The 18091-nt window shown below is 57.4% G+C and carries 22 protein-coding genes and 2 riboswitches; of the genes, 17 read left to right on the top strand and 5 right to left on the bottom strand.

From position 1 onward, the window contains the following. Positions 1–3: 3 nt before the first annotated feature. The 5 genes from BCS37_RS08890 (at position 4) to metK (ending at position 3826) form a co-directional block, all read left to right on the top strand. Positions 4–255: a DUF370 domain-containing protein gene (locus tag BCS37_RS08890; protein WP_069181109.1), complete on the top strand. Its 252-nt coding sequence runs from the start codon at positions 4–6 to the stop codon at positions 253–255. Then, positions 252–845 carry a guanylate kinase gene (gmk, locus tag BCS37_RS08885; protein WP_069181108.1) on the top strand — a complete coding sequence of 198 codons (594 nt, stop codon included), beginning with the start codon at positions 252–254 and terminating at the stop codon, positions 843–845. The genes BCS37_RS08890 and gmk overlap by 4 nt, the downstream gene beginning before the upstream one ends. A gap of 17 nt (positions 846–862) precedes the next feature. Next, entirely contained in the window at positions 863–1093 is a 231-nt protein-coding gene (rpoZ, locus tag BCS37_RS08880; protein WP_006692894.1) for a DNA-directed RNA polymerase subunit omega, read from the top strand. A 1-nt stretch (position 1094) separates the two neighbouring features. Further along, positions 1095–2300 carry a bifunctional phosphopantothenoylcysteine decarboxylase/phosphopantothenate--cysteine ligase CoaBC gene (gene coaBC / locus BCS37_RS08875; RefSeq protein ID WP_107528601.1) on the top strand — a complete coding sequence of 402 codons (1206 nt, stop codon included), beginning with the start codon at positions 1095–1097 and terminating at the stop codon, positions 2298–2300. 140 nt (positions 2301–2440) lie between these two features. Then, positions 2441–2546, top strand: a riboswitch (SAM riboswitch). Positions 2547–2641: 95 nt separating this feature from the next. Further along, positions 2642–3826, top strand: a complete 1185-nt coding sequence (gene metK / locus BCS37_RS08870; RefSeq protein WP_069181106.1) for a methionine adenosyltransferase — start codon at positions 2642–2644, stop codon at positions 3824–3826. A 73-nt stretch (positions 3827–3899) separates the two neighbouring features. Here metK and BCS37_RS08865 read toward each other — a convergent pair whose 3' ends face one another. From BCS37_RS08865 to BCS37_RS08855, 3 genes are all read right to left on the bottom strand, one after another. Further along, positions 3900–5036 carry an acyltransferase gene (locus BCS37_RS08865; RefSeq protein WP_069181105.1) on the bottom strand — a complete coding sequence of 379 codons (1137 nt, stop codon included), beginning with the start codon at positions 5034–5036 and terminating at the stop codon, positions 3900–3902. Beyond that, entirely contained in the window at positions 5023–5739 is a 717-nt protein-coding gene (locus BCS37_RS08860) for an SIMPL domain-containing protein (RefSeq protein ID WP_069181104.1), read from the bottom strand. Before BCS37_RS08860 ends, BCS37_RS08865 begins: the two co-directional genes overlap by 14 nt. An 83-nt stretch (positions 5740–5822) precedes the next feature. Then, positions 5823–6098, bottom strand: coding sequence for a hypothetical protein (locus BCS37_RS08855; protein WP_069181103.1), 276 nt, complete (start codon positions 6096–6098; stop codon positions 5823–5825). A gap of 316 nt (positions 6099–6414) precedes the next feature. Between BCS37_RS08855 and htpG the strand changes: the two genes are divergently transcribed. From htpG to BCS37_RS08800, 11 genes are all read left to right on the top strand, one after another. Next, on the top strand, positions 6415–8364 hold the full coding sequence (gene htpG / locus BCS37_RS08850; RefSeq protein WP_069181102.1) for a molecular chaperone HtpG: 1950 nt from the start codon (positions 6415–6417) through the stop codon (positions 8362–8364). A gap of 9 nt (positions 8365–8373) precedes the next feature. Next, positions 8374–9045 (top strand): TerC family protein, encoded by a 672-nt coding sequence (locus tag BCS37_RS08845; RefSeq protein WP_069181101.1) that lies wholly within the window; start codon positions 8374–8376, stop codon positions 9043–9045. Position 9046: 1 nt separating this feature from the next. Beyond that, a complete protein-coding gene (gene dhaM / locus BCS37_RS08840) occupies positions 9047–9433 on the top strand; it encodes a dihydroxyacetone kinase phosphoryl donor subunit DhaM (RefSeq protein ID WP_069181100.1) in 387 nt (128 codons plus the stop codon). A 37-nt stretch (positions 9434–9470) separates the two neighbouring features. Then, positions 9471–9608, top strand: a riboswitch (FMN riboswitch). A 178-nt stretch (positions 9609–9786) separates the two neighbouring features. Then, positions 9787–10890, top strand: coding sequence for a bifunctional diaminohydroxyphosphoribosylaminopyrimidine deaminase/5-amino-6-(5-phosphoribosylamino)uracil reductase RibD (gene ribD / locus BCS37_RS08835; protein WP_069181099.1), 1104 nt, complete (start codon positions 9787–9789; stop codon positions 10888–10890). Between the two features lie 9 nt (positions 10891–10899). Then, positions 10900–11535 carry a riboflavin synthase gene (locus BCS37_RS08830; protein WP_069181098.1) on the top strand — a complete coding sequence of 212 codons (636 nt, stop codon included), beginning with the start codon at positions 10900–10902 and terminating at the stop codon, positions 11533–11535. Between the two features lie 10 nt (positions 11536–11545). After that, on the top strand, positions 11546–12760 hold the full coding sequence (locus BCS37_RS08825) for a bifunctional 3,4-dihydroxy-2-butanone-4-phosphate synthase/GTP cyclohydrolase II (protein ID WP_069181097.1): 1215 nt from the start codon (positions 11546–11548) through the stop codon (positions 12758–12760). A gap of 17 nt (positions 12761–12777) precedes the next feature. After that, positions 12778–13395: a type 1 glutamine amidotransferase family protein gene (locus BCS37_RS08820; protein ID WP_069181096.1), complete on the top strand. Its 618-nt coding sequence runs from the start codon at positions 12778–12780 to the stop codon at positions 13393–13395. 12 nt (positions 13396–13407) lie between these two features. After that, positions 13408–13872 (top strand): 6,7-dimethyl-8-ribityllumazine synthase, encoded by a 465-nt coding sequence (gene ribH / locus BCS37_RS08815; protein ID WP_069181095.1) that lies wholly within the window; start codon positions 13408–13410, stop codon positions 13870–13872. A gap of 4 nt (positions 13873–13876) precedes the next feature. Continuing rightward, on the top strand, positions 13877–14440 hold the full coding sequence (yfcE, locus tag BCS37_RS08810) for a phosphodiesterase (RefSeq protein WP_069181582.1): 564 nt from the start codon (positions 13877–13879) through the stop codon (positions 14438–14440). 8 nt (positions 14441–14448) lie between these two features. Next, on the top strand, positions 14449–15348 hold the full coding sequence (gene hslO / locus BCS37_RS08805) for an Hsp33 family molecular chaperone HslO (RefSeq protein WP_069181094.1): 900 nt from the start codon (positions 14449–14451) through the stop codon (positions 15346–15348). Beyond that, positions 15345–16076 (top strand): M48 family metallopeptidase, encoded by a 732-nt coding sequence (locus BCS37_RS08800; RefSeq protein WP_069181093.1) that lies wholly within the window; start codon positions 15345–15347, stop codon positions 16074–16076. The genes hslO and BCS37_RS08800 overlap by 4 nt, the downstream gene beginning before the upstream one ends. A 41-nt stretch (positions 16077–16117) precedes the next feature. Here BCS37_RS08800 and BCS37_RS08795 read toward each other — a convergent pair whose 3' ends face one another. Further along, a complete protein-coding gene (locus BCS37_RS08795) occupies positions 16118–16675 on the bottom strand; it encodes a beta-class carbonic anhydrase (RefSeq protein ID WP_069181092.1) in 558 nt (185 codons plus the stop codon). A 66-nt stretch (positions 16676–16741) separates the two neighbouring features. After that, complete coding sequence (gene rpmB / locus BCS37_RS08790; RefSeq protein WP_006694657.1) at positions 16742–16933, bottom strand: 50S ribosomal protein L28; 192 nt, start codon at positions 16931–16933, stop codon at positions 16742–16744. 287 nt (positions 16934–17220) lie between these two features. Here rpmB and codY point away from each other — a divergent pair, with 287 nt between their 5' ends. Next, entirely contained in the window at positions 17221–18051 is an 831-nt protein-coding gene (gene codY, locus BCS37_RS08785; RefSeq protein WP_069181091.1) for a GTP-sensing pleiotropic transcriptional regulator CodY, read from the top strand. Positions 18052–18091 lie beyond the last annotated feature (40 nt).

Raw genomic sequence — 18091 nt, 5'->3', positions numbered from 1 at the left:
TGCATGGAGACGGTCAATATTGGATTCGGCGACATTGTGCTTGCGGGGCGCATGATCGCCATCGTCGCGCCGACCTCCATGTCCGTGAAGCGCATGGTACAGGATGCACGCGAGGCGGGGCGGCTGATTGATGCGACTTACAAGCGGCGGACGCGTGCAGTCATCATCCTGGACAGCGGTCACGTTGTGCTCTCGGCACTCCAGCCGGAGACAATTGCGGGACGCATGACGAATGCAAAGGAGGCGGCAGAGTGAAAAAAGGACTTCTCATTGTGATCTCAGGTGCATCCGGTACGGGCAAGGGGACGGTCTGCAAGGAACTGCTCGCGCGCGAACAGGGGATTGCCTACTCTGTCTCCGCAACCTCCCGTGCACCGCGTGAGGGGGAGCAGGACGGACGTGAGTACTATTTCCGCACGCGTGCGGAGTTCGAGGCGATGATCGAGGAGGGCGCATTTCTTGAATATGCGGATGTGTACGGCAACTACTACGGCACGCCGCTCGCACCGATCGAGGAGCGCCGTGCGGCGGGCGAGGACATCCTCTTGGAGATCGACACGCAGGGGGCACTGAACGTAATGGAGCGCTGCCCCGACGGGACGTTCATCTTTCTCCTGCCGCCTTCGCTTGAAGAGTTGCAGCGCCGCATTACGGGGCGTGGGACGGAGTCAGAGGAAAGCCTTGCGCGCAGGCTTTCGGCAGCGCGGGATGAGATCCTGCTCGGAAAGCGTTACCGCTATGCCGTTCTGAACGATACAGTGGAGGCGGCGACGGAGCGTATTCGGACGATCCTCACAGCTGAGCGTCTGCGTACGGATATGAATCCCGCGCAGTTTGATATTTGAAAGACAGAGGTACAACAATGAAGACGAATGTGGAAATCGGCATGGTCAATCCGTCGACGGACGAGCTGCTGACAAAGGTAGACAGCCGCTACGGTGTGGTCGTTCTTGCGGCGAAGCGTGCGCGCCAACTGCTGGAGGGCGATCCCGTGAAGTCCGAGCGTGCGCGTTCGACAAAGAACGTGACAAATGCGTTTGAGGAGATCGCCGAGGGCAAGATCAGCTATGACCTCTGCACAGAGAGTGTCTGACGTGAGTGCACTTGCGGGGCGGCGTATCGTCCTCGGTGTGACGGGGGGCATTGCCGCCTATAAGGCAGTGGAGATTGCGAGCCGACTGAAAAAGGCAGGCGCGGATGTGCGCGTCATCATGACGCGGGCGGCGGCCTCCTTTGTCACGCCGCTTACGTTCCGCGAGATCACGGGACAACCCGTTGCGGAGACGATGTGGGGCGAGCCGCATCATCACGTCGAGCACATTGCGCTCGCAGAGTTCGCAGAGCTCGTGATTGTCGCACCCGCCACGGCGAACTTCATCGCGAAGGCGGCTGCGGGGCTTGCTGACGATATGCTGACGACAAGCGTGCTTGCGACGCGTGCGCCGCTCTTTATTGCGCCTGCGATGAACACGGGGATGTGGGAGAATCCCGTCACACAGGAGAATGTCGCTCGTCTGACGGCACGCGGCACGACGGTTATCCCGCCTGCTGTGGGACAGCTCGCCTGTGGAACAACGGGGGCGGGACGATTGCCCGAACCCGTAGAGATCGTGCGCATCGTTGAGGAGCATTTTGCGTGCACGCAGAGCCTTGCGGGTCGACGCATCCTCGTGACGGCGGCGGGCACGGAGGAGGCACTCGATCCCGTGCGCTTCCTCGGCAACCGCTCGACGGGGCGCATGGGCTTTGCAGTCGCCGCCGAGGCTGCGCGGCGCGGCGCGGAGGTGATCCTCGTCGCAGGGCCGACCCCGCTCGCAACACCTGCGCGTGTGCGGCGTGTGGACGTGCGGAGCGCGCGCGATATGCACGCGGCAGTACTCGCGGAATATGACGCTGTGGATGCGGTTATCAAGGCAGCGGCGGTCGCAGACTATCGGCCCGCGGAGATTGCCGCACACAAGATCAAGAAATCGGATGGCGAGCTGACGCTCGCGCTTACGCGCAACCCCGACATCCTCTATGAGCTCGGACAAAAAAAGAAGCATCAGATTCTCGTCGGATTCGCGGCAGAGACGCAGAATGTCGCAGACTATGCGCGGGGAAAGCTCGCGAAGAAGAATCTCGACTTTATCGTTGCGAACAACGTCGCAGAGAAGGATGCGGGCTTCGGCGTTCCGACAAATCATGTGCAGATCTTCTATGCGGACGGCCGCGCGGAGGATCATCCGCTCATGCCGAAGGCGGAGCTTGCGGGCGTAATTCTCGATCGCCTTGAGGAAGCCTTTCAGAAGCGAGGATAAGTTTTCCCAGTTGCGCGGGGCAGACGTGATTAGCGACTTTGTTTTATCAGTGATTCCTAAATCCATTAAGAATTTCTATGAAAATAGTCCTTGACAACGCGCCGCACATTCGTTACAATGCGACGTATAGAAGAGAATACACCTCATCCAGAGCAGCGGAGGGAATGGCCCGATGAAGCTGCGGCAACCATGGCGTATGAGCCAACGGTGCCAATTCCTTTAGGCAGAGCGCCTATGAGATGAGAGCGGCAGTTGCAGCCTCCCTTATCTCAGGGAGGCTTTTCTTGTGGGCATGAGGATTTCTTTTTCAAGGATTGTTCAAAACTGAGGGAGGTTTTTGAATGAAAAAAATGCTCTTTACGTCTGAGTCCGTCACTGAGGGACATCCGGACAAACTCGCCGACCAGATCTCCGACAGCATCCTCGACGCGATTCTTGCAGAGGATCCGATGGGGCGCGTCGCGTGCGAGACCCTTGTCACGACGGGACAGGCACACGTCGTCGGTGAAATTTCGACGACGTGCTATGCGGATATTCCGAAGATCATCCGCCAGACGGTGCGCGAGGTCGGCTACACGAATGCCAGCTACGGCTTTGACGCCGATACCTGCGGAATCCTCGTCTCGCTCGATGAGCAGTCACCGGATATCGCGCAGGGCGTCAATCAGGCGATTGAGTCGCGCGAGGGCGACATGGATGCGGCAGAGGCAATCGGCGCGGGCGATCAGGGCATGATGTTCGGCTATGCGACGAACGAGACGCCCGAGTATATGCCGCTCACAACGGTGCTCGCACATAAGCTCGCGCGCCGTCTCACGGACGTACGCAAGAACGGTACGCTCAAATATCTGCGTCCCGACGGCAAGACGCAGGTCACTGTGGTCTATGAGGACGGCAAGCCGGTCTGCGTGGACACCATCGTTATCTCCACGCAGCACGATGAGGCGGTTGACCTCGCGACAATCCGCAAGGATATGATCGAGAAGGTGATCAAGGAGATCGTTCCGGCAGAGCTGCTGCGCGCGGAGACGAAGTACTTCGTCAACCCGACGGGCAAGTTCGTTATTGGCGGTCCGCACGGCGACTCCGGGCTCACGGGCCGCAAGATCATCGTCGACACGTATGGCGGCTGGGCACGTCACGGCGGCGGCGCGTTCTCGGGCAAGGATCCCACGAAGGTTGACCGCAGCGCTGCGTATGCAGCGCGTTACGTTGCGAAGAACATTGTCGCGGCAGGGCTCGCGGATCGCGTCGAGATTCAGCTTGCCTACGCGATCGGTGTCGCGCACCCTGTCTCCATCATGGTGGATACGTTCGGTACGGGCAAGATCGACGAGGAGAAGATTGTCGCTCTCGTGCAGAAGACGTTCGACCTGCGTCCGGCGGGCATCATTAAGATGCTTGACCTGCGTCGTCCCATTTATCGACAGACGGCGGCATACGGACACTTCGGCCGCACGGACGTCGATCTGCCGTGGGAGAAGACGGACAAGGCGGAGCTGCTGAAGAAGGAAGCGGGTCTGTAAACGACATCAGAGCATATAAAAGGCTGCCGCACGAAGGTTGTTGTCTTCGGCGGCAGCCTTTTGTGCTGTCATATTACTTTTTCGGTTTCAGCCCGATTGTCAGCGCATTCAAAATCGGCACCTTCTCGCCAATTCTCCGCACAACAATCGCTCCTAGGAGCGTCAGCAGAAGCGTCGCCGCATACATCGCGAGCGCAAGCGGCGCAGTGAGGACATGACCGCTTCCATGAATCGCCATCAGCAGATAGGTGATCGCAATCGGATGTCCGAGATAGATAAAATATGAGTGCTTTCCGAGGAGTTGGAATGCACGCCCAAGGATGTTCTCCGTCCCGAGACGGGTAAAGAACGCAAAGAGCGCGAGCGTTGCGCCGATGGTGTAGAAGATGCCGAGCGGCGAGAGCTGATGTGCCGTGTAGATGCCCTCAAGCGGTGTATATCCGTCCGCAAGCAGCAGCTTGTAGTACCACGCGAGGAGTGCGGCAAGGCTGACGATGCCGAGCGCATAGAGCCGCATTGTGTTCCGCTCCATCCATGCACGAAAAGCATCAAAATGAAGGGCAATATAGCCGCCGAGCAGGAAGATAAAGACGTAGTGTATAACCCAGTAGTTCAGACGATAGAAGAGCAGTGCACGCAGGAGCGTTCCCTCGGGAAGACCATAGACATAGAGATTGAACGCCGTATTGAAGCTCGACCAGTAGTCAAATGCGATCTGCAGGGCGAGAATCCCCGTGAGCAGCGGCAGGGTCATACGTGCAAGCAGCACGCGCCAGAGCGGCATCAGCAGGTAGAACCAGATCAGGATCACCATGAAGTAGAGCTGATACTTTGCGTTGCCGAAGAAGAGAATCCCCGGCAGTGCGGTCAGCGGCGGGAAACCCACCCCGTATACGTATGCGTCATGAATCAGGTAGAAGAGCGACCACACAAGATAGGGAATCATGACTGCACGGCCGCGCCGCACGAGGAAATCCCGATAGGAGAACGGCGCGGACGGCGACTGCCCGTAGAAGAGGCCGAACGCCGAGATAAAGAAAAAAATCGGTACGGCAAAGCGCGTACCGATGTCAAAAAGCGCCACAAGGTGAATGTTGGGCGATGGATTTGCGAGGTACTCCGCGCCGATGTGAATGCCGATCACGCCCATCATGGAGATGCCGCGGATCGCCTCGACGGCGGAGACTCGCCCATGTTTACTCGATGACATAGGCAATGTTCACCGAGGCTTCAAACGAAAGCTCACCTGCCGAGATCGGCGTTGCGGCATCGTACGCCTCCTTTGCCATCATCATCGGCATAAAATTGCGCGGGGTGTGTGACTGTGCGTCCGAATAGACGTTCAGAATGCGGACGATGCGTACGCCGAGCGCGCGTGCCACGGCATCCGCCTTGCTGCGTGCGTCACGCGCGGCATCGGCAAGCGCAGCGTTCTTTGCGGCACTCGGGTCGCTCGCAGAGAATTCGAGGGAGTCCACGCGATTCGCGCCGTTTGCGAGCGCTGTGTCGATCACCTTGCCCACATTTGCGAGGCTGCGCACCTTAATGACGACCGCGTTCGTCACGGTGTAGCCGGTAACAACGCTGCGCCCGTTGTCCTTCACATCGTAGATCGGAGAAAAATCATAGCGCGTGGTTTGAATGTCGCGCTCTGCGATACCGAGGGCCTTTACCGCATTCTGTATGCGTGCCGCCTGTGCTGCATTGTCGGCATGTGCCCGTGCCGCATCCTTTGCCTCCGTCACAACGCCGAGCGTAATCTCTGCCGTATCAGGGGCAATCTGAGCTGAGCCGACACCGTTCACCGTCAGCGTCGGCACAGCCTCCTCGGCGGATGCCGTGCCTGTCGGAATCATCAGCGCAAGTGCAAATACTGCCGCACATACGAACGTGCCAAATGAAAAGCGGTTCATCATAGTCCTCCATTCTTCTGATTGCAGACGCTAAAACTGCATTTATTATAGCATACTGCCGCAGAAGATGAATGAAAACGGCATTAGCCGAGCTCGGCGTACAGCTGCTCGTTGTACTTCTTTGCCGCCACATATGCCCAGATCGCGCAGATCGGCCATGTAAGGAATACACCAAATCCGAGTGTGAAGATCCCGATTACAATGTTGACGAGAAACATAATGAGTGCGCCTTTGAGCGTCGAATAGCACATGCCGAGCGGCCCGAAGAAGAATCCGAGACCAGCGGCAAGCCCGACATTCTTCGGTGACTTTACAATGATTGTCTGCGGTTTCTGCGGCGTGTTCTGCTCCTGATCCATAATAACATCTCCCTTATCCCATAAAACATAAAATGAAAACAATTACCTGTAAAAGTATAATCGAAAACCATATGAATTGCAAATAGGAGCAGTGTCCTGTATTCTGAAAAACGTCTGCGGCGTTTGCGCTTGCAGGACGAATTTGCTAAAATAGACGGTATACCATAAGGAAACAAGATTGAGGCCTGAGATACGGAGGGCGACAACAGTCTTGTATTTGACTTTTTGTCATTTTTCGTGTACTATACTACATAGTTTACACTTGCATACGCAGAAACATATGCAAAATACTTGACGACAAAGGGAGAACGATAACATGGCAAAGGAAACGTTTGAGTTTCAAGCAGAGACAAAGCAGCTGCTCGATCTGATGATCCACTCGATCTATACGAACCGCGAGATTTTCCTGCGCGAGTTGATCTCGAATGCGTCGGACGCGATGGACAAGCTCCATTTCGAGAGCCTGATGAACCGCGATATGCTTGAGGGCAATGAGAACTATGAGATTTTCCTCGTGCCCGACAAGGAGAGCAAGACGCTGACGATCTCGGACAGCGGCATCGGCATGTCGCGTGCGGAGGTCGTGGAGAACATCGGCACGATCGCGAAGTCAGGCACGAAGGCGTTCATGGAGCAGCTCGCAAAGGCGAAGGAGGAGAACGGCGGCACGCCCGACAAGGAGCTGATCGGGCAGTTCGGTGTGGGCTTCTACTCGGCGTTTATGGTCGCGGAGAAGGTGACGATCGTAACGCGTCGTGCGGGCGAGCAGCAGGCAACACGCTGGGAGTCGACGGGCGACGGCAGCTACACGATCGAGGACACGGAGAAGGAGACGCGCGGCACGACGGTCACGATCCACCTCGCGAAGGAGTTCACGGAGGGCGAAACGGACTACACGGACACGTTCGAGCTTGAGAGTCTCGTGAAGAAGTATTCGGACTATGTACGCTATCCGATTCGCATGAATGTCACGACGGAGGAGATGCCGCGCGACGATGAGGGCAAGGTCATCGAGGGTGCGGAGAAGATCAAGAAGACGGAGCTGCGCACGCTGAACTCGATGCAGCCGCTCTGGACGCGTGCCAAGTCCGAGATCAAGCCGGAGGAGTACAACGACTTCTTCCGTGACCAGTTCCACGAGTGGGAAGCACCGATGGAGGTGTTCCACACGAAGGCGGAGGGCACAGTCGAGTACACGGCACTCCTTGAGATTCCTGCGCGTGCGCCGTTCAACCTCTATCAGGCAGACTATGAGCCGGGGATTCAGCTCTACTCGCGCCATGTGTTCATCATGGACAAGTGCAAGGATCTCCTGCCGGACTATCTGCGTTTCGTCAAGGGGCTCGTGGACTCTCCCGACCTCTCGCTCAACATCTCGCGTGAACTCCTGCAGCAGAGCCGCGAGCTCAAGACCATCGGTCGTGCGCTTGAGAAAAATGTGCTCAAGACGCTCGGCAAGAAGCTCGAGAAAAACCGTGAGGACTACGAGAAGTTCTGGAACGAATACGGGCGGATGCTGAAGATCGGCATTTACAACAGTATGTACTCCGGACGCGATACTGTGGACAAGCTGAAGGATCTCCTGCTCTTCCACAGCTCGAAGGAGGGGGCGCTCGTCTCCCTCAAGGAGTATGTTGCGCGTATGCCCGAGAGCCAGAAGAGCATCTACTATGCGACGGCGAAGGATCAGGCGACGATTGAACAGCTGCCGCAGATGGAGCAGCTGCGCGAGCGCGGGCTTGAGGTGCTGTTCCTGCTCGACCCCGTGGATGAGTTCGCGATTGAGACGGTGCATGAGTACGAGGGGAAAAACTTCCACTCGATCAGCCGCGGTGACTTAGGCCTCGACGATGCGGAGAGCGAGGCGGCGAAGAAGGAGACCGAGGATATCGCCAAGGCGAACGACGATCTCATCAAGGACGTGAAGGATGCCATCGGCGATAAGATTGCCGAGGTCAAGATCTCGCAGCGACTGCGCTCGAGCGCGGTCTGTCTGGTCGCGGATGAGGCGGGGCCGTCGCTGTCGATGGAGCAGACCTTTGCCGAGATGAACAATCCGATGTTCAAGGCACGGCGTATTCTCGAGATCAACCCGCATCACGATCTCTTTGCGAAGCTGAAAGAGGTGCACGCGGCGGGCAAGGACAGCGAGGAGTTCAAGGACTACTGCGACCTGCTCTATACGCAGGCACTGCTGATCGAGGGCATTCTGCCGGAAAATCCTGTCGCCTTTGCGCAGAAACTCGCAAAGATGATGGCAAAATAAGGAGAAGCTGTGGAAGTCGAACTCTTTTCATCGCAGTTCTTTGTGGCACTCTTTTCGATTATCGTGCTCGACCTCGTGCTTGCGGGGGATAATGCCGTTGTCATTGCAATGGCATCAAACCGACTGCCCGTGCACCTCCGAAAGCGTGCGATCTACGTCGGTACGGCGGGTGCGATTATCATCCGCCTGATCATGACGTACTTCGCCGTGCAGCTGCTCTCCGTGCCCTACTTGCAGGCACTCGGGGGACTGGTGCTGCTGCCGATTGCGGTGAAGCTGATGAAGCCGTCCGGCGGGGAGGAGCATATCGAGGCAGCAGAGACGTTTGCAGGAGCGGTCAAGACGATCATCATCGCCGATGCGGCAATGGGGATCGACAATGTAATTGCGATTGCGGGCGCGTCGCACGGCGACTTTCTGCTCGTTGTGCTTGGTCTCATCATCAGCATCCCCATTGTTGTCGGCGGCAGTCAGCTGATCGGCACGCTGATGGACAAATATCCCGTACTCGTCGTGCTCGGCACTGCCATCCTCGGTTGGACGGGCGGTACGATGATCGTGCATGACCGCACGATTGGTGTCATGCTCCTGGAGGCTGCACCACAGGCGGCATATCTCCTGCCTGCAGCACTCGCGGGTGCGGTGTGCGGCATCGGCGGCTATTTGCAGCGGAGAAAATGATATGGTCGGACTTGTGATTGTAACGCACAGCGCCGCACTTGCGCATGGTGTCGCGGAGACTTGCCGCATGATGGCAAAGGACGCGCGGATTGCAACTGCGGGCGGCTTGGAGGACGGCGGTTTCGGGACGAGCTATGCACGGATTGTCGAGGCAATCGACACGGTGTACGGCGCGGACGGCGTCGTGCTCCTCATGGATGCGGGCAGTTCGATTCTGACCGTGGAGACGATTGTGGAGGAAATGTCTGCACGTCGTCTGCGCATGGTCGACTGTCCCCTTGTTGAGGGGAGCGTCGTGGCTGCGATTACGGCGGTCTGCGGAGGCAGTCTCGACGAAGTCGCGTGCCGCGCGGAGGAGACGCGCGGCGCGGTCAAGATTGGCGATTGACAGAGCGAATCTATGATGTTACAATAGCATACGAACGATGCTCTTTGAGGCGGGGTGCAAATCCCCACCGGCGGTACAGCCCGCAAGCCCCAATGTGGGGCACGATTCGGTGCAATTCCGAAGCCGACAGTGAAGGAAGCAGCAGCTTTCGCAGTCTGGATGAGAAAAGGCGCGTCTATGGAAGGAAGCACTGATATCACGTGATCAGTGAATTCTTGGGACGATTTATGTGCCGCCGGAGGAGGATTCTTCCGGCGGCATTTTTATTTTTGCAAATTCTGTTGTACTCTCATTAGGGAGCGGGGAGCACAACATCAACCTGCCAAGACGGCATAGAACAGAATGGGATTGCTATGAACGACATTGACGAATCCTATATGCGCGAGGCTCTGCGGATTGCAGAGTACGCGCGCGGGCGCACTGCGCCGAACCCGCTCGTCGGCGCGGTCATCGTACGGGACGGTACGATCATTGCAAGCGGCTGGCATCGTGCGGCGGGTCAGCCGCACGCGGAGATTCACGCACTGCGGATGGCAGGGGAACTCGCACGCGGTGCGGCGCTCTACGTGACGCTCGAACCGTGTGCACACCACGGACGCACGGGACCCTGCGCCGAGGCGGTGATCGCGGCGGGAATTGCGCGCGTGGTCATTGCGCTCTGTGATCCGAATCCGCTCGTTGCGGGACGAGGGCTTGCACTCCTAAAGGAGGCGGGCATCGAAACTGCAACGGGGGTATGCGAGGCGGAGGCGCGGCTGCAGAATGAGGTGTTCCTCAAATGGATCACGCAGAAGAGGCCCTTCGTCACGCTCAAGACGGCACTGACGCTCGACGGCAAGATCGCAAGCCACACGGGCGCATCACAGTGGATCACGGGAGCGGAGGCACGCACACGCGTGCATATGTACCGCGATGTGAATGACGCGATTCTGGTCGGGATTGGAACGGTGCTCGCGGATGATCCGAGCCTTACGACGCGTCTGCCTGACCGCGCGGGACACAATCCTCTGCGCGTTGTACTCGACTCCGAGGCGCATACGCCGATGGATGCAAAGCTTGTGACGGACGGCGCGGCACCGACGCTGATCGCCGTGAGTGAGCGTGCCGACCAGCGTCGTGTAAAGCTCCTCCGCGCCTGCGGCGCAGAGGTCGTGACACTCGGTGCGGAGCGCGTGGACATCGCCGCTCTGCTCGACTGCCTCGGCGAGAGAGAGATCACATCCCTCTTCGTTGAGGGTGGAGCTGCGGTGAACTGGTCGTTCCTTGCGGGCGGCTATGTGGACAAGGTTCACGCCTTCATCGCGCCGATGCTGATGGGCGGGGAGACGGCGAAAACGCCGATCGGCGGCACGGGCTTTGACAGTCCGCAGGCGGCGCTGCACCTTGCGGATGTGACGGTGGAGCAGATCGGTGCAGACATCCTCGTCACGGGATATCCGCGCGCGTCGGCGCAGTGAGGAGGCGTCATGTTTACAGGAATTATTGAGGAGGTCGGCACCTTTGGCGGACTTTCGGGCGGCAATATCACGATTGGGGCAAAGCTCGTTCAGTCGGATGCGCATATCGGTGACAGCATTGCCGTGAACGGCATTTGTCTCACGGTGACACAGTTTGACACACACGGATTTCGCGCGGCGATCATGCCGGAAACGATTCGACGCACATCACTTGCGGGACTTAACGCAGGTGCACCGCTCAACCTCGAACGCGCCCTGCTCCCGACGACGCGGCTTGGCGGACACTTTGTCAGCGGACATATTGACGGTGTGGGCAAGATCACGGAGATGCACGAGGAGGGCAATGCGATCTTGATGACGGTTGCCGCGGGGAATGAGATCCTGCGCGGCATTGTCGAAAAGGGTTCGGTTGCACTTGACGGCATCAGCCTTACGGTCGCACGCGTGGGCACGTTAGATTTTACTGTCAGCCTCATCCCGCATACGCGCACGGTGACAAATCTCGGTGCGAAGCACGTCGGCAGTCCGCTCAACATCGAGACGGATATTCTCGGGAAATATGCGCTGAAACTGCTCGACGGCGAAAATTCTGCTGAGCTGAGCGCAGGGCTGACGCGGGAATTTCTTTTGCAGCATGGATTTTAGGAGAGATAGCATGTCAGATTTTGCAACGATTGCACAGGCAATTGAGGATATTAAGAACGGCAGGATGCTCGTTGTTGTCGATGATGAGGATCGTGAAAACGAGGGCGATATCATCGTCGCCGCCGAGACGCTTACGCCTGAGCATATGAATTTCATGGCGACGCACGCACGCGGGCTGATTTGTACGCCGATTATCGGCAGCCGTCTGGACGAACTTGCGATTGGGCAGATGGTGGAGAACAACACAGACAACCACGAGACGGCGTTCACGGTCAGCGTCGATGCGTACGATACAACAACGGGCATCTCGGCGTTCGAGCGCTGCCATACAGTGAAGATGCTGATTGACCCTGCGGCAAAACCAGCGCACTTCCGTCGTCCAGGGCATATCTTCCCACTGCGGACGGTAGAGGGCGGTGTCCTGCGCCGTGCGGGGCACACGGAGGCGACCGTGGATCTTGCGCGTCTGGCGGGACTGTATCCTGCGGGGATGTGCTGTGAGATCATGGCGGACGACGGGCATATGATGCGCACGCCCGAGCTCAAGGAGTTTGCAAAAAAGCACGGGCTGAATATTATTACCATCAAAGACCTCATCGAGTATCGCAAGCATACAGAGACATTTGTCCATCGCATTTCGGATGTAGATTTCCCAAGCAAATACGGACATTTCCGTCTGCTTGCGTACGAGAACACACTCAACAAGCGCTGTGATCTCGCCGTTGTGAAGGGCGACGTGCGCGGCAAGGAGAACGTGCTCGTACGTGTACACTCGGAGTGCCTGACGGGCGACGCACTCGGTTCGATGCGCTGTGACTGCGGCGATCAGCTTGCGGCGGCGCTCAAGCAGATTGAGGCGGAGGGCGAGGGCGTGGTCCTCTACGTGCGGCAGGAGGGGCGCGGCATCGGGCTTGCGAACAAGATGCGCGCGTACGCACTGCAGGATCAGGGGCGCGACACAGTCGAGGCGAACGTCGAACTCGGCTTTGCACCCGACCTGCGTGACTACGGACTCGGTGCACAGATTCTCGCCGATCTTGGGCTCACGACGATCCGTCTCATGACGAACAACCCTGCGAAGCGCGCGGGGCTCGAGGGATATGGGCTGAAGATTGTCGAGCGCGTACCGATTGTCATGAGCACACATGACTTTGACCGCAAGTACATGACGGTCAAAAAGGAAAAGATGGGGCATATCCTCAGCGATGAGGAGTTGGGGAAATGAGTGAGAGGGCGTGAGGGATGAAGACGGTTTTACTGGCGCTTCTTGAACAGTATGCAGACTGGGAAGCTGCGTACGTGTCGACGGCAGTTCACATGCTTGGGCAGGGAAAATTCGTGGTCAAGACAGTCTCCCTCTCGAAAGAACCTGTAACCTCCATTGGCGGCATTCGTGCAGTACCGGATTATACAGTGGGATCTGCATCGAAGGATTACGATGCTCTGCTGCTCATCGGTGGACTGTGTTGGCGCGAAGAGCGTGCACAGCAGATGATCCCATTGGTCGAGCATTGTGTGAACAGCGGCAAAGTCCTTGGCGGCATTTGCGATGCGGCAGCATTTTTGGCATCCATCGGTGTGCTCGATTCGGTCAAGCATACAGGAAACCGCTTGTCTGCACTGCAGGAGTGGAAGGGGACAAAATATAAGGGCGCAGAGAACTATCAGGCGAGGCAGGCGGTTTTCGACCGGAACATCATTACGGCAAACGGCTCTGCACCTTTGGAATTTGCCCGAGAAGTTTTGACTGCGCTTCATGTTGCTGAGGAAGCTATGGTTGAGGATTGGTATGTCCTGCATAAGCTGGGATATTATAATACATCGTCGCACAACCGTTTTGTGAAGATGATGGAGGAGTAAGGAGAAAATAATATGGCAAACATCATCGAAGGATATATCAGCGGCAAGGGCCTGAAATTCGGCATCATTGCGGCACGGTTCAATGAGTTCATCGTGAGCAAGCTTGTCGGCGGTGCACTCGATACGCTGCACCGTCACGAGACGGCAGACAGTGACATCGATGTGGCGTGGGTGCCGGGTGCGTTCGAGATCCCGCTTGCGGCAAAGAAGATGGCAGAGAGCGGAAAATATGATGCAGTGCTCTGTCTCGGCGCGGTCATTCGGGGCTCGACGACGCACTATGATTATGTATGCAATGAGGTCTCAAAAGGTGTGGCGCAGGTCGGACTCCAGACGGGCATACCGACGATCTTCGGTGTGGTGACGACGGAGAACATCGAGCAGGCGATCGAGCGCGCGGGCACGAAGGCGGGCAATAAGGGCGCGGACGCGGCGATGGCGGCGATGGAGATGGCAAGTCTCCTTGGAAAGCTGTGAGCAGATGAAGATCGGTATACTCAGCGATACGCACGGGCATGAGGGTGCATGGATACGCGCGTGTGAAAAATTCTTCACGGGCGCCGACCTGATTCTCCATGCGGGCGATGTCGCCTATCACGGACCGCGCAACCCGATGAAGGCGGACTACAATCCGATGGAGCTGATCGAGCGCATCAACACATCGGAGATCCCCGTCATCATCGCCAAGGGAAACTGCGACTCCGACGTGGATGCAAGCTGCCTCGAAGTCCCTCTTATGTCCCCCTATGCCTACGTTGTGTGGGAGGGGAGGCGGATCATCGTCACGCACGGTGATGCCGTCATGACCGATGCGGAAAAGGATCAGGCAGCAAAGCATCTGAAAGCCGACCTCTTTATCAGCGGTCATGTCCATGTCAACGTGCTCGAAAAGCGCGGCAATACGGTATTCCTCAATCCCGGCTCTGCCGCACTCTCGAAGCGCCCCGACGGGCGCAACACCGTCGCGGTGCTTGAGGATGGTACGATACGGATTTTTGACATAGATACGGGTGACGTTCTGCATGAACTCGCACTCGATTGGTAAGGATACATATGGATCAACTGGTTAAGGCGACGGCGGCAAATGGAGAGGTACGCGCATTTGCGGCGGTGACGACGGAGGTCGTCGCCGAGGCGATGCGGCGGCACGACTGCTGGCCCGTTGCGGCGGCGGCACTCGGGCGTACGATGACGGGGGCACTCCTCCTCGCTGCGAATCTCAAGAACAAGGAATCTGTTACGATCAAATTCAAGGGCGACGGTCCTCTTGGTACGGTAACGGCAGATGCGACAGCGGAGGGCTCTGTGCGCGGCTATATCGACCATCCGCACGTCAATCTGCCGCTGAATGCGCTCGGCAAGATCGATGTGGGCGGCGGCATTGGCGCGGGAATTCTCTCGGTCACACGCTTCACTGGACTGAAAGAACCCGTGACGGGCAGTGTCGACATCACAAACGGCGAGGTGGCGGAGGATCTCATCAACTATCTCTATACCTCCGAGCAGACACCGTCCTCCATCGGGCTCGGCGTGCTCGTCAGCCCCGACTTGAAATGTCTCGGTGCGGGCGGTTTCTTCCTCCAACCCCTGCCGGGCGCGTCGGACGAGACGATTGACCGTCTTGAGGAGAACCTGAAGGGGATTTCCTCTGTTTCGCACATGGCTCTGGAGGGACTGGATGCTGCGGGCATCGCCGAAAGAATCCTAGGCGGCTTCGACGATGTGAAGATTCTTTCGACCACCGACCTTGCGTTTCGCTGCAACTGCTCGAAGAACTACATCACCGACCGTCTGCTGACGCTCGGCGAGGAGGACTTGCGTGCGCTGCGCGACGACGGAACGGCAGAGGTGAAATGCCACTTCTGCAGCGAGGCATATACCTTTGACCGCGAGGATCTGAGCGTCATCTACAACGTCGCGCAGAAGATGCGTGCGATGCGCGCGGGCAAATGAGGCGGAAGGTACGCCTTCTGCGGGAGCAGGAGATTACGGTGGATGGTTTGCGGGCGGTGATTCGCTACAAGAACATCAAGAATCTCTACCTTCGCGTCGCCGCCGAGGGCGGACACATCGAGCTGAGTGTGCCGCAGCGGACGGCGCAGAGGGATATGGAAAATTTCGTCCGCCGCAGACGCGCCTGGATTGACGAGCGCCTGCGGCTTTTGCGCGTGCGTGCGGAACGACCTGTGTGCACGTATGCGGAGGGTGAGCGAATACGGCTCTGGGGGCAGGAATATCCGATTGTATGTGTGCCGCTTATACGTGGAAAATCTTACGCTGAGTATGCTAATGGGACGATTGTACTCCATGCTCCGCAGACGGCAGATGTCAATGTGCGCCGTGCGGCAATCGAGGCACTCTACCGTACGGAGCTCGCGGCGGCAATCGAGCGCGAAGCTCCCGCGTGTGAGACTCTTGTCGGAAAGCACGCCGCACGCTGGCGTATCCGCGCGATGAAGACGCGCTGGGGCAGCTGCAACGTCCGCACGGCGGCGATCACGCTGAACCTTCAGCTCGTGCAGTATGACGTGCATGCTCTCCGCTACGTCATCACGCACGAGCTCACCCACCTCTGGGTGCGCGGGCACGATGCCCGCTTCTACGGACGCATGGATCGGTATTTCCCCAACTGGCAGAACGTGCGGCGGGAGCTGAATGCATGGGCACGTGCAGACCTTTGACAACAAAAAAAGAACGCTCCGTGTGAAGCGTTCTTTTTTTGTTATGAGGACTGCTTTGCCGCACCGACCTTCTCGGCCTCCTCGACAACAATGAGCCGCCCCGTATGTACGTCGTAGACATAGCCGTGAATCACGATGGCAGCGGGGACGAGCGGATGCGTCCGCAGACGGCGCACGTCGCGTACCAGATTCTCTTCGATCGTACCGCTGATCGGCATGAAGTCGATGTAGTGCGCCTCCGTTGGGTCGATCCCATGCACATGGGCATCTGACGCGAAGAGATCCCGTGCCTCCTCATTGGTAAAGCCCATCATTCCGCAGTGTGTATGCTGGATGACGAACCATTCCTTCGTTCCAAGCATCTTGTAGGAGATCAGGAGGGAGCGGATCACATCGTCCGTGACACGTCCGCCCGCATTGCGGATCACATGCGCATCTCCCTTTGCCAGTCCCGCAAATTTCGCAGGATCAAGGCGGCAGTCCATGCAGGTGACAATGGCAATGCTGCGCGCCGGATGGTGTGATAGACTCCCCTTGTCACCGAACTCCTCGACATAACGCGCATTTGCTGCGTGAATCTCTTTTACATTCCTGTCCATTAAATCTCCCTTTCCTATAGAAAAAACCGCCCGAACCTGCGGACGGCTTCCTCTATGCACTGATGCTCAAACGGCACGATCAACGTTGCCGGAACGCAGGCAGCGCGTGCACACATTGACGTGTTTGACCTCACCCTTCACAAGGGCGCGGACACGCTGAATATTCGGCTTCCACTTGCGTTTCGTCTTTACATGGGAGTGGCTCACATTGTTGCCGCTCATCGGCCCCTTGCCGCAGACCTCGCATACACTTGCCATTGCTACACCTCCTCGACGCGCACTTCACTCAAGCTGCGCGCAATACCGTGCTATTATACTATGATTCCCTCCATTAGGCAAGACACTGAAAAAATTTTTTCATCGAGTATCGAGTTCTATAATGAAAGGATAGTAGGAATCTATCAATAGAAGATGAAAAACATTCAAGTTTTTCTTGATATTTGGAAAAAATGTAGTATTATATCTATAGAAGGAAAAATGTCTTTTACGGGGTGTGGTTATTTGTTTCGGACTGTGCGGACAGTTCGAGAAAGAGGGGGGTTCAGATGATTACATTGCTGGGAAAAACACGACAAATCAATCGCCTGCTTCAGCGTTCGGAAAGCGTTGAGTACGATGGGATTTCGCGAGTGTTGAGCAATGTCCTTGAGGCGAACGTCTACATTACCGATGAGGGCGGAAAAATTTGCGGATATGCCCTGTTCGACGATGATGACGACCTCATGGTGAACGAGGTGATTGAGCTGGGGCAGTTCCCACGGAAGTATGTCGATTGGCTCAATCGGTTGGAGGAGACGCATGCCAACGTCCGTGTGGATGCAGATGGCGCGTCGTATGAGAAAGAGATGGCGGAGCTCTTTCGCGGGCAGAACATCGTCATCACACCGATCTACGGCCCACGGCGCAGACTGGGGACACTCGTCGTGGCAAGCGGAAAGAAAGAGTTTGGGGATCCTGACCTCCTGCTCTGTGAGTACGGTGCAACCGTGGTCGGTATGGAGATGCTGCGTGATGCGGCACAGCGCAATGAAATCGAGGCGCGTCAGCGCGAGGCAGTACGGATCGCAGTGGAAACGCTTTCGTACTCCGAGCGCAAGGCGGCGCATGCGATTTTGCAGGAGCTCGCGAGCCAAGGGAAGTTCGAGGGCCGACTGATCGCATCGCGCATCGCTGATGAGGCGAAGATCACGCGCTCGGTGATCGTCAATGCGCTTCGCAAGTTCGAATCTGCGGGCGTCATCGAGTCGAAGTCGCTCGGCATGAAGGGGACGTTCGTGCGTGTCACGAATTCCTACCTCATGGAGAAGCTGCCCGAACTCGAGGAATATGCCTCGGATGTTCAGTGGGCAAATCTTGGCAGCGGTGTCAATCTTTGACAAAACGCTCATATTATAGCGTAAATAAAAGATGTTGACA

The organism is Selenomonas sp. oral taxon 920 (assembly GCF_001717585.1).
In the GTDB taxonomy this organism is placed as follows: domain Bacteria; phylum Bacillota; class Negativicutes; order Selenomonadales; family Selenomonadaceae; genus Centipeda.
The sequence above is the reverse complement of the archived record's forward strand: the minus strand, read 5'-3'. Positions and strand labels throughout refer to the sequence as shown.

Coding starts and splice junctions, on each gene's coding strand:
- BCS37_RS08890 (WP_069181109.1), top strand. CDS start 4: ATGGAGACGGTCAATATTGGATTCGGCGACATTGTGCTTGCGGGGCGC.
- rpoZ (WP_006692894.1), top strand. CDS start 863: ATGAAGACGAATGTGGAAATCGGCATGGTCAATCCGTCGACGGACGAG.
- metK (WP_069181106.1), top strand. CDS start 2,642: ATGAAAAAAATGCTCTTTACGTCTGAGTCCGTCACTGAGGGACATCCG.
- BCS37_RS08865 (WP_069181105.1), bottom strand. CDS start 5,036: ATGTCATCGAGTAAACATGGGCGAGTCTCCGCCGTCGAGGCGATCCGC.
- BCS37_RS08860 (WP_069181104.1), bottom strand. CDS start 5,739: ATGAACCGCTTTTCATTTGGCACGTTCGTATGTGCGGCAGTATTTGCA.
- BCS37_RS08855 (WP_069181103.1), bottom strand. CDS start 6,098: ATGGATCAGGAGCAGAACACGCCGCAGAAACCGCAGACAATCATTGTA.
- htpG (WP_069181102.1), top strand. CDS start 6,415: ATGGCAAAGGAAACGTTTGAGTTTCAAGCAGAGACAAAGCAGCTGCTC.
- dhaM (WP_069181100.1), top strand. CDS start 9,047: ATGGTCGGACTTGTGATTGTAACGCACAGCGCCGCACTTGCGCATGGT.
- ribD (WP_069181099.1), top strand. CDS start 9,787: ATGAACGACATTGACGAATCCTATATGCGCGAGGCTCTGCGGATTGCA.
- BCS37_RS08830 (WP_069181098.1), top strand. CDS start 10,900: ATGTTTACAGGAATTATTGAGGAGGTCGGCACCTTTGGCGGACTTTCG.
- BCS37_RS08825 (WP_069181097.1), top strand. CDS start 11,546: ATGTCAGATTTTGCAACGATTGCACAGGCAATTGAGGATATTAAGAAC.
- BCS37_RS08820 (WP_069181096.1), top strand. CDS start 12,778: ATGAAGACGGTTTTACTGGCGCTTCTTGAACAGTATGCAGACTGGGAA.
- ribH (WP_069181095.1), top strand. CDS start 13,408: ATGGCAAACATCATCGAAGGATATATCAGCGGCAAGGGCCTGAAATTC.
- yfcE (WP_069181582.1), top strand. CDS start 13,877: ATGAAGATCGGTATACTCAGCGATACGCACGGGCATGAGGGTGCATGG.
- hslO (WP_069181094.1), top strand. CDS start 14,449: ATGGATCAACTGGTTAAGGCGACGGCGGCAAATGGAGAGGTACGCGCA.
- BCS37_RS08800 (WP_069181093.1), top strand. CDS start 15,345: ATGAGGCGGAAGGTACGCCTTCTGCGGGAGCAGGAGATTACGGTGGAT.
- BCS37_RS08795 (WP_069181092.1), bottom strand. CDS start 16,675: ATGGACAGGAATGTAAAAGAGATTCACGCAGCAAATGCGCGTTATGTC.
- rpmB (WP_006694657.1), bottom strand. CDS start 16,933: ATGGCAAGTGTATGCGAGGTCTGCGGCAAGGGGCCGATGAGCGGCAAC.
- codY (WP_069181091.1), top strand. CDS start 17,221: ATGATTACATTGCTGGGAAAAACACGACAAATCAATCGCCTGCTTCAG.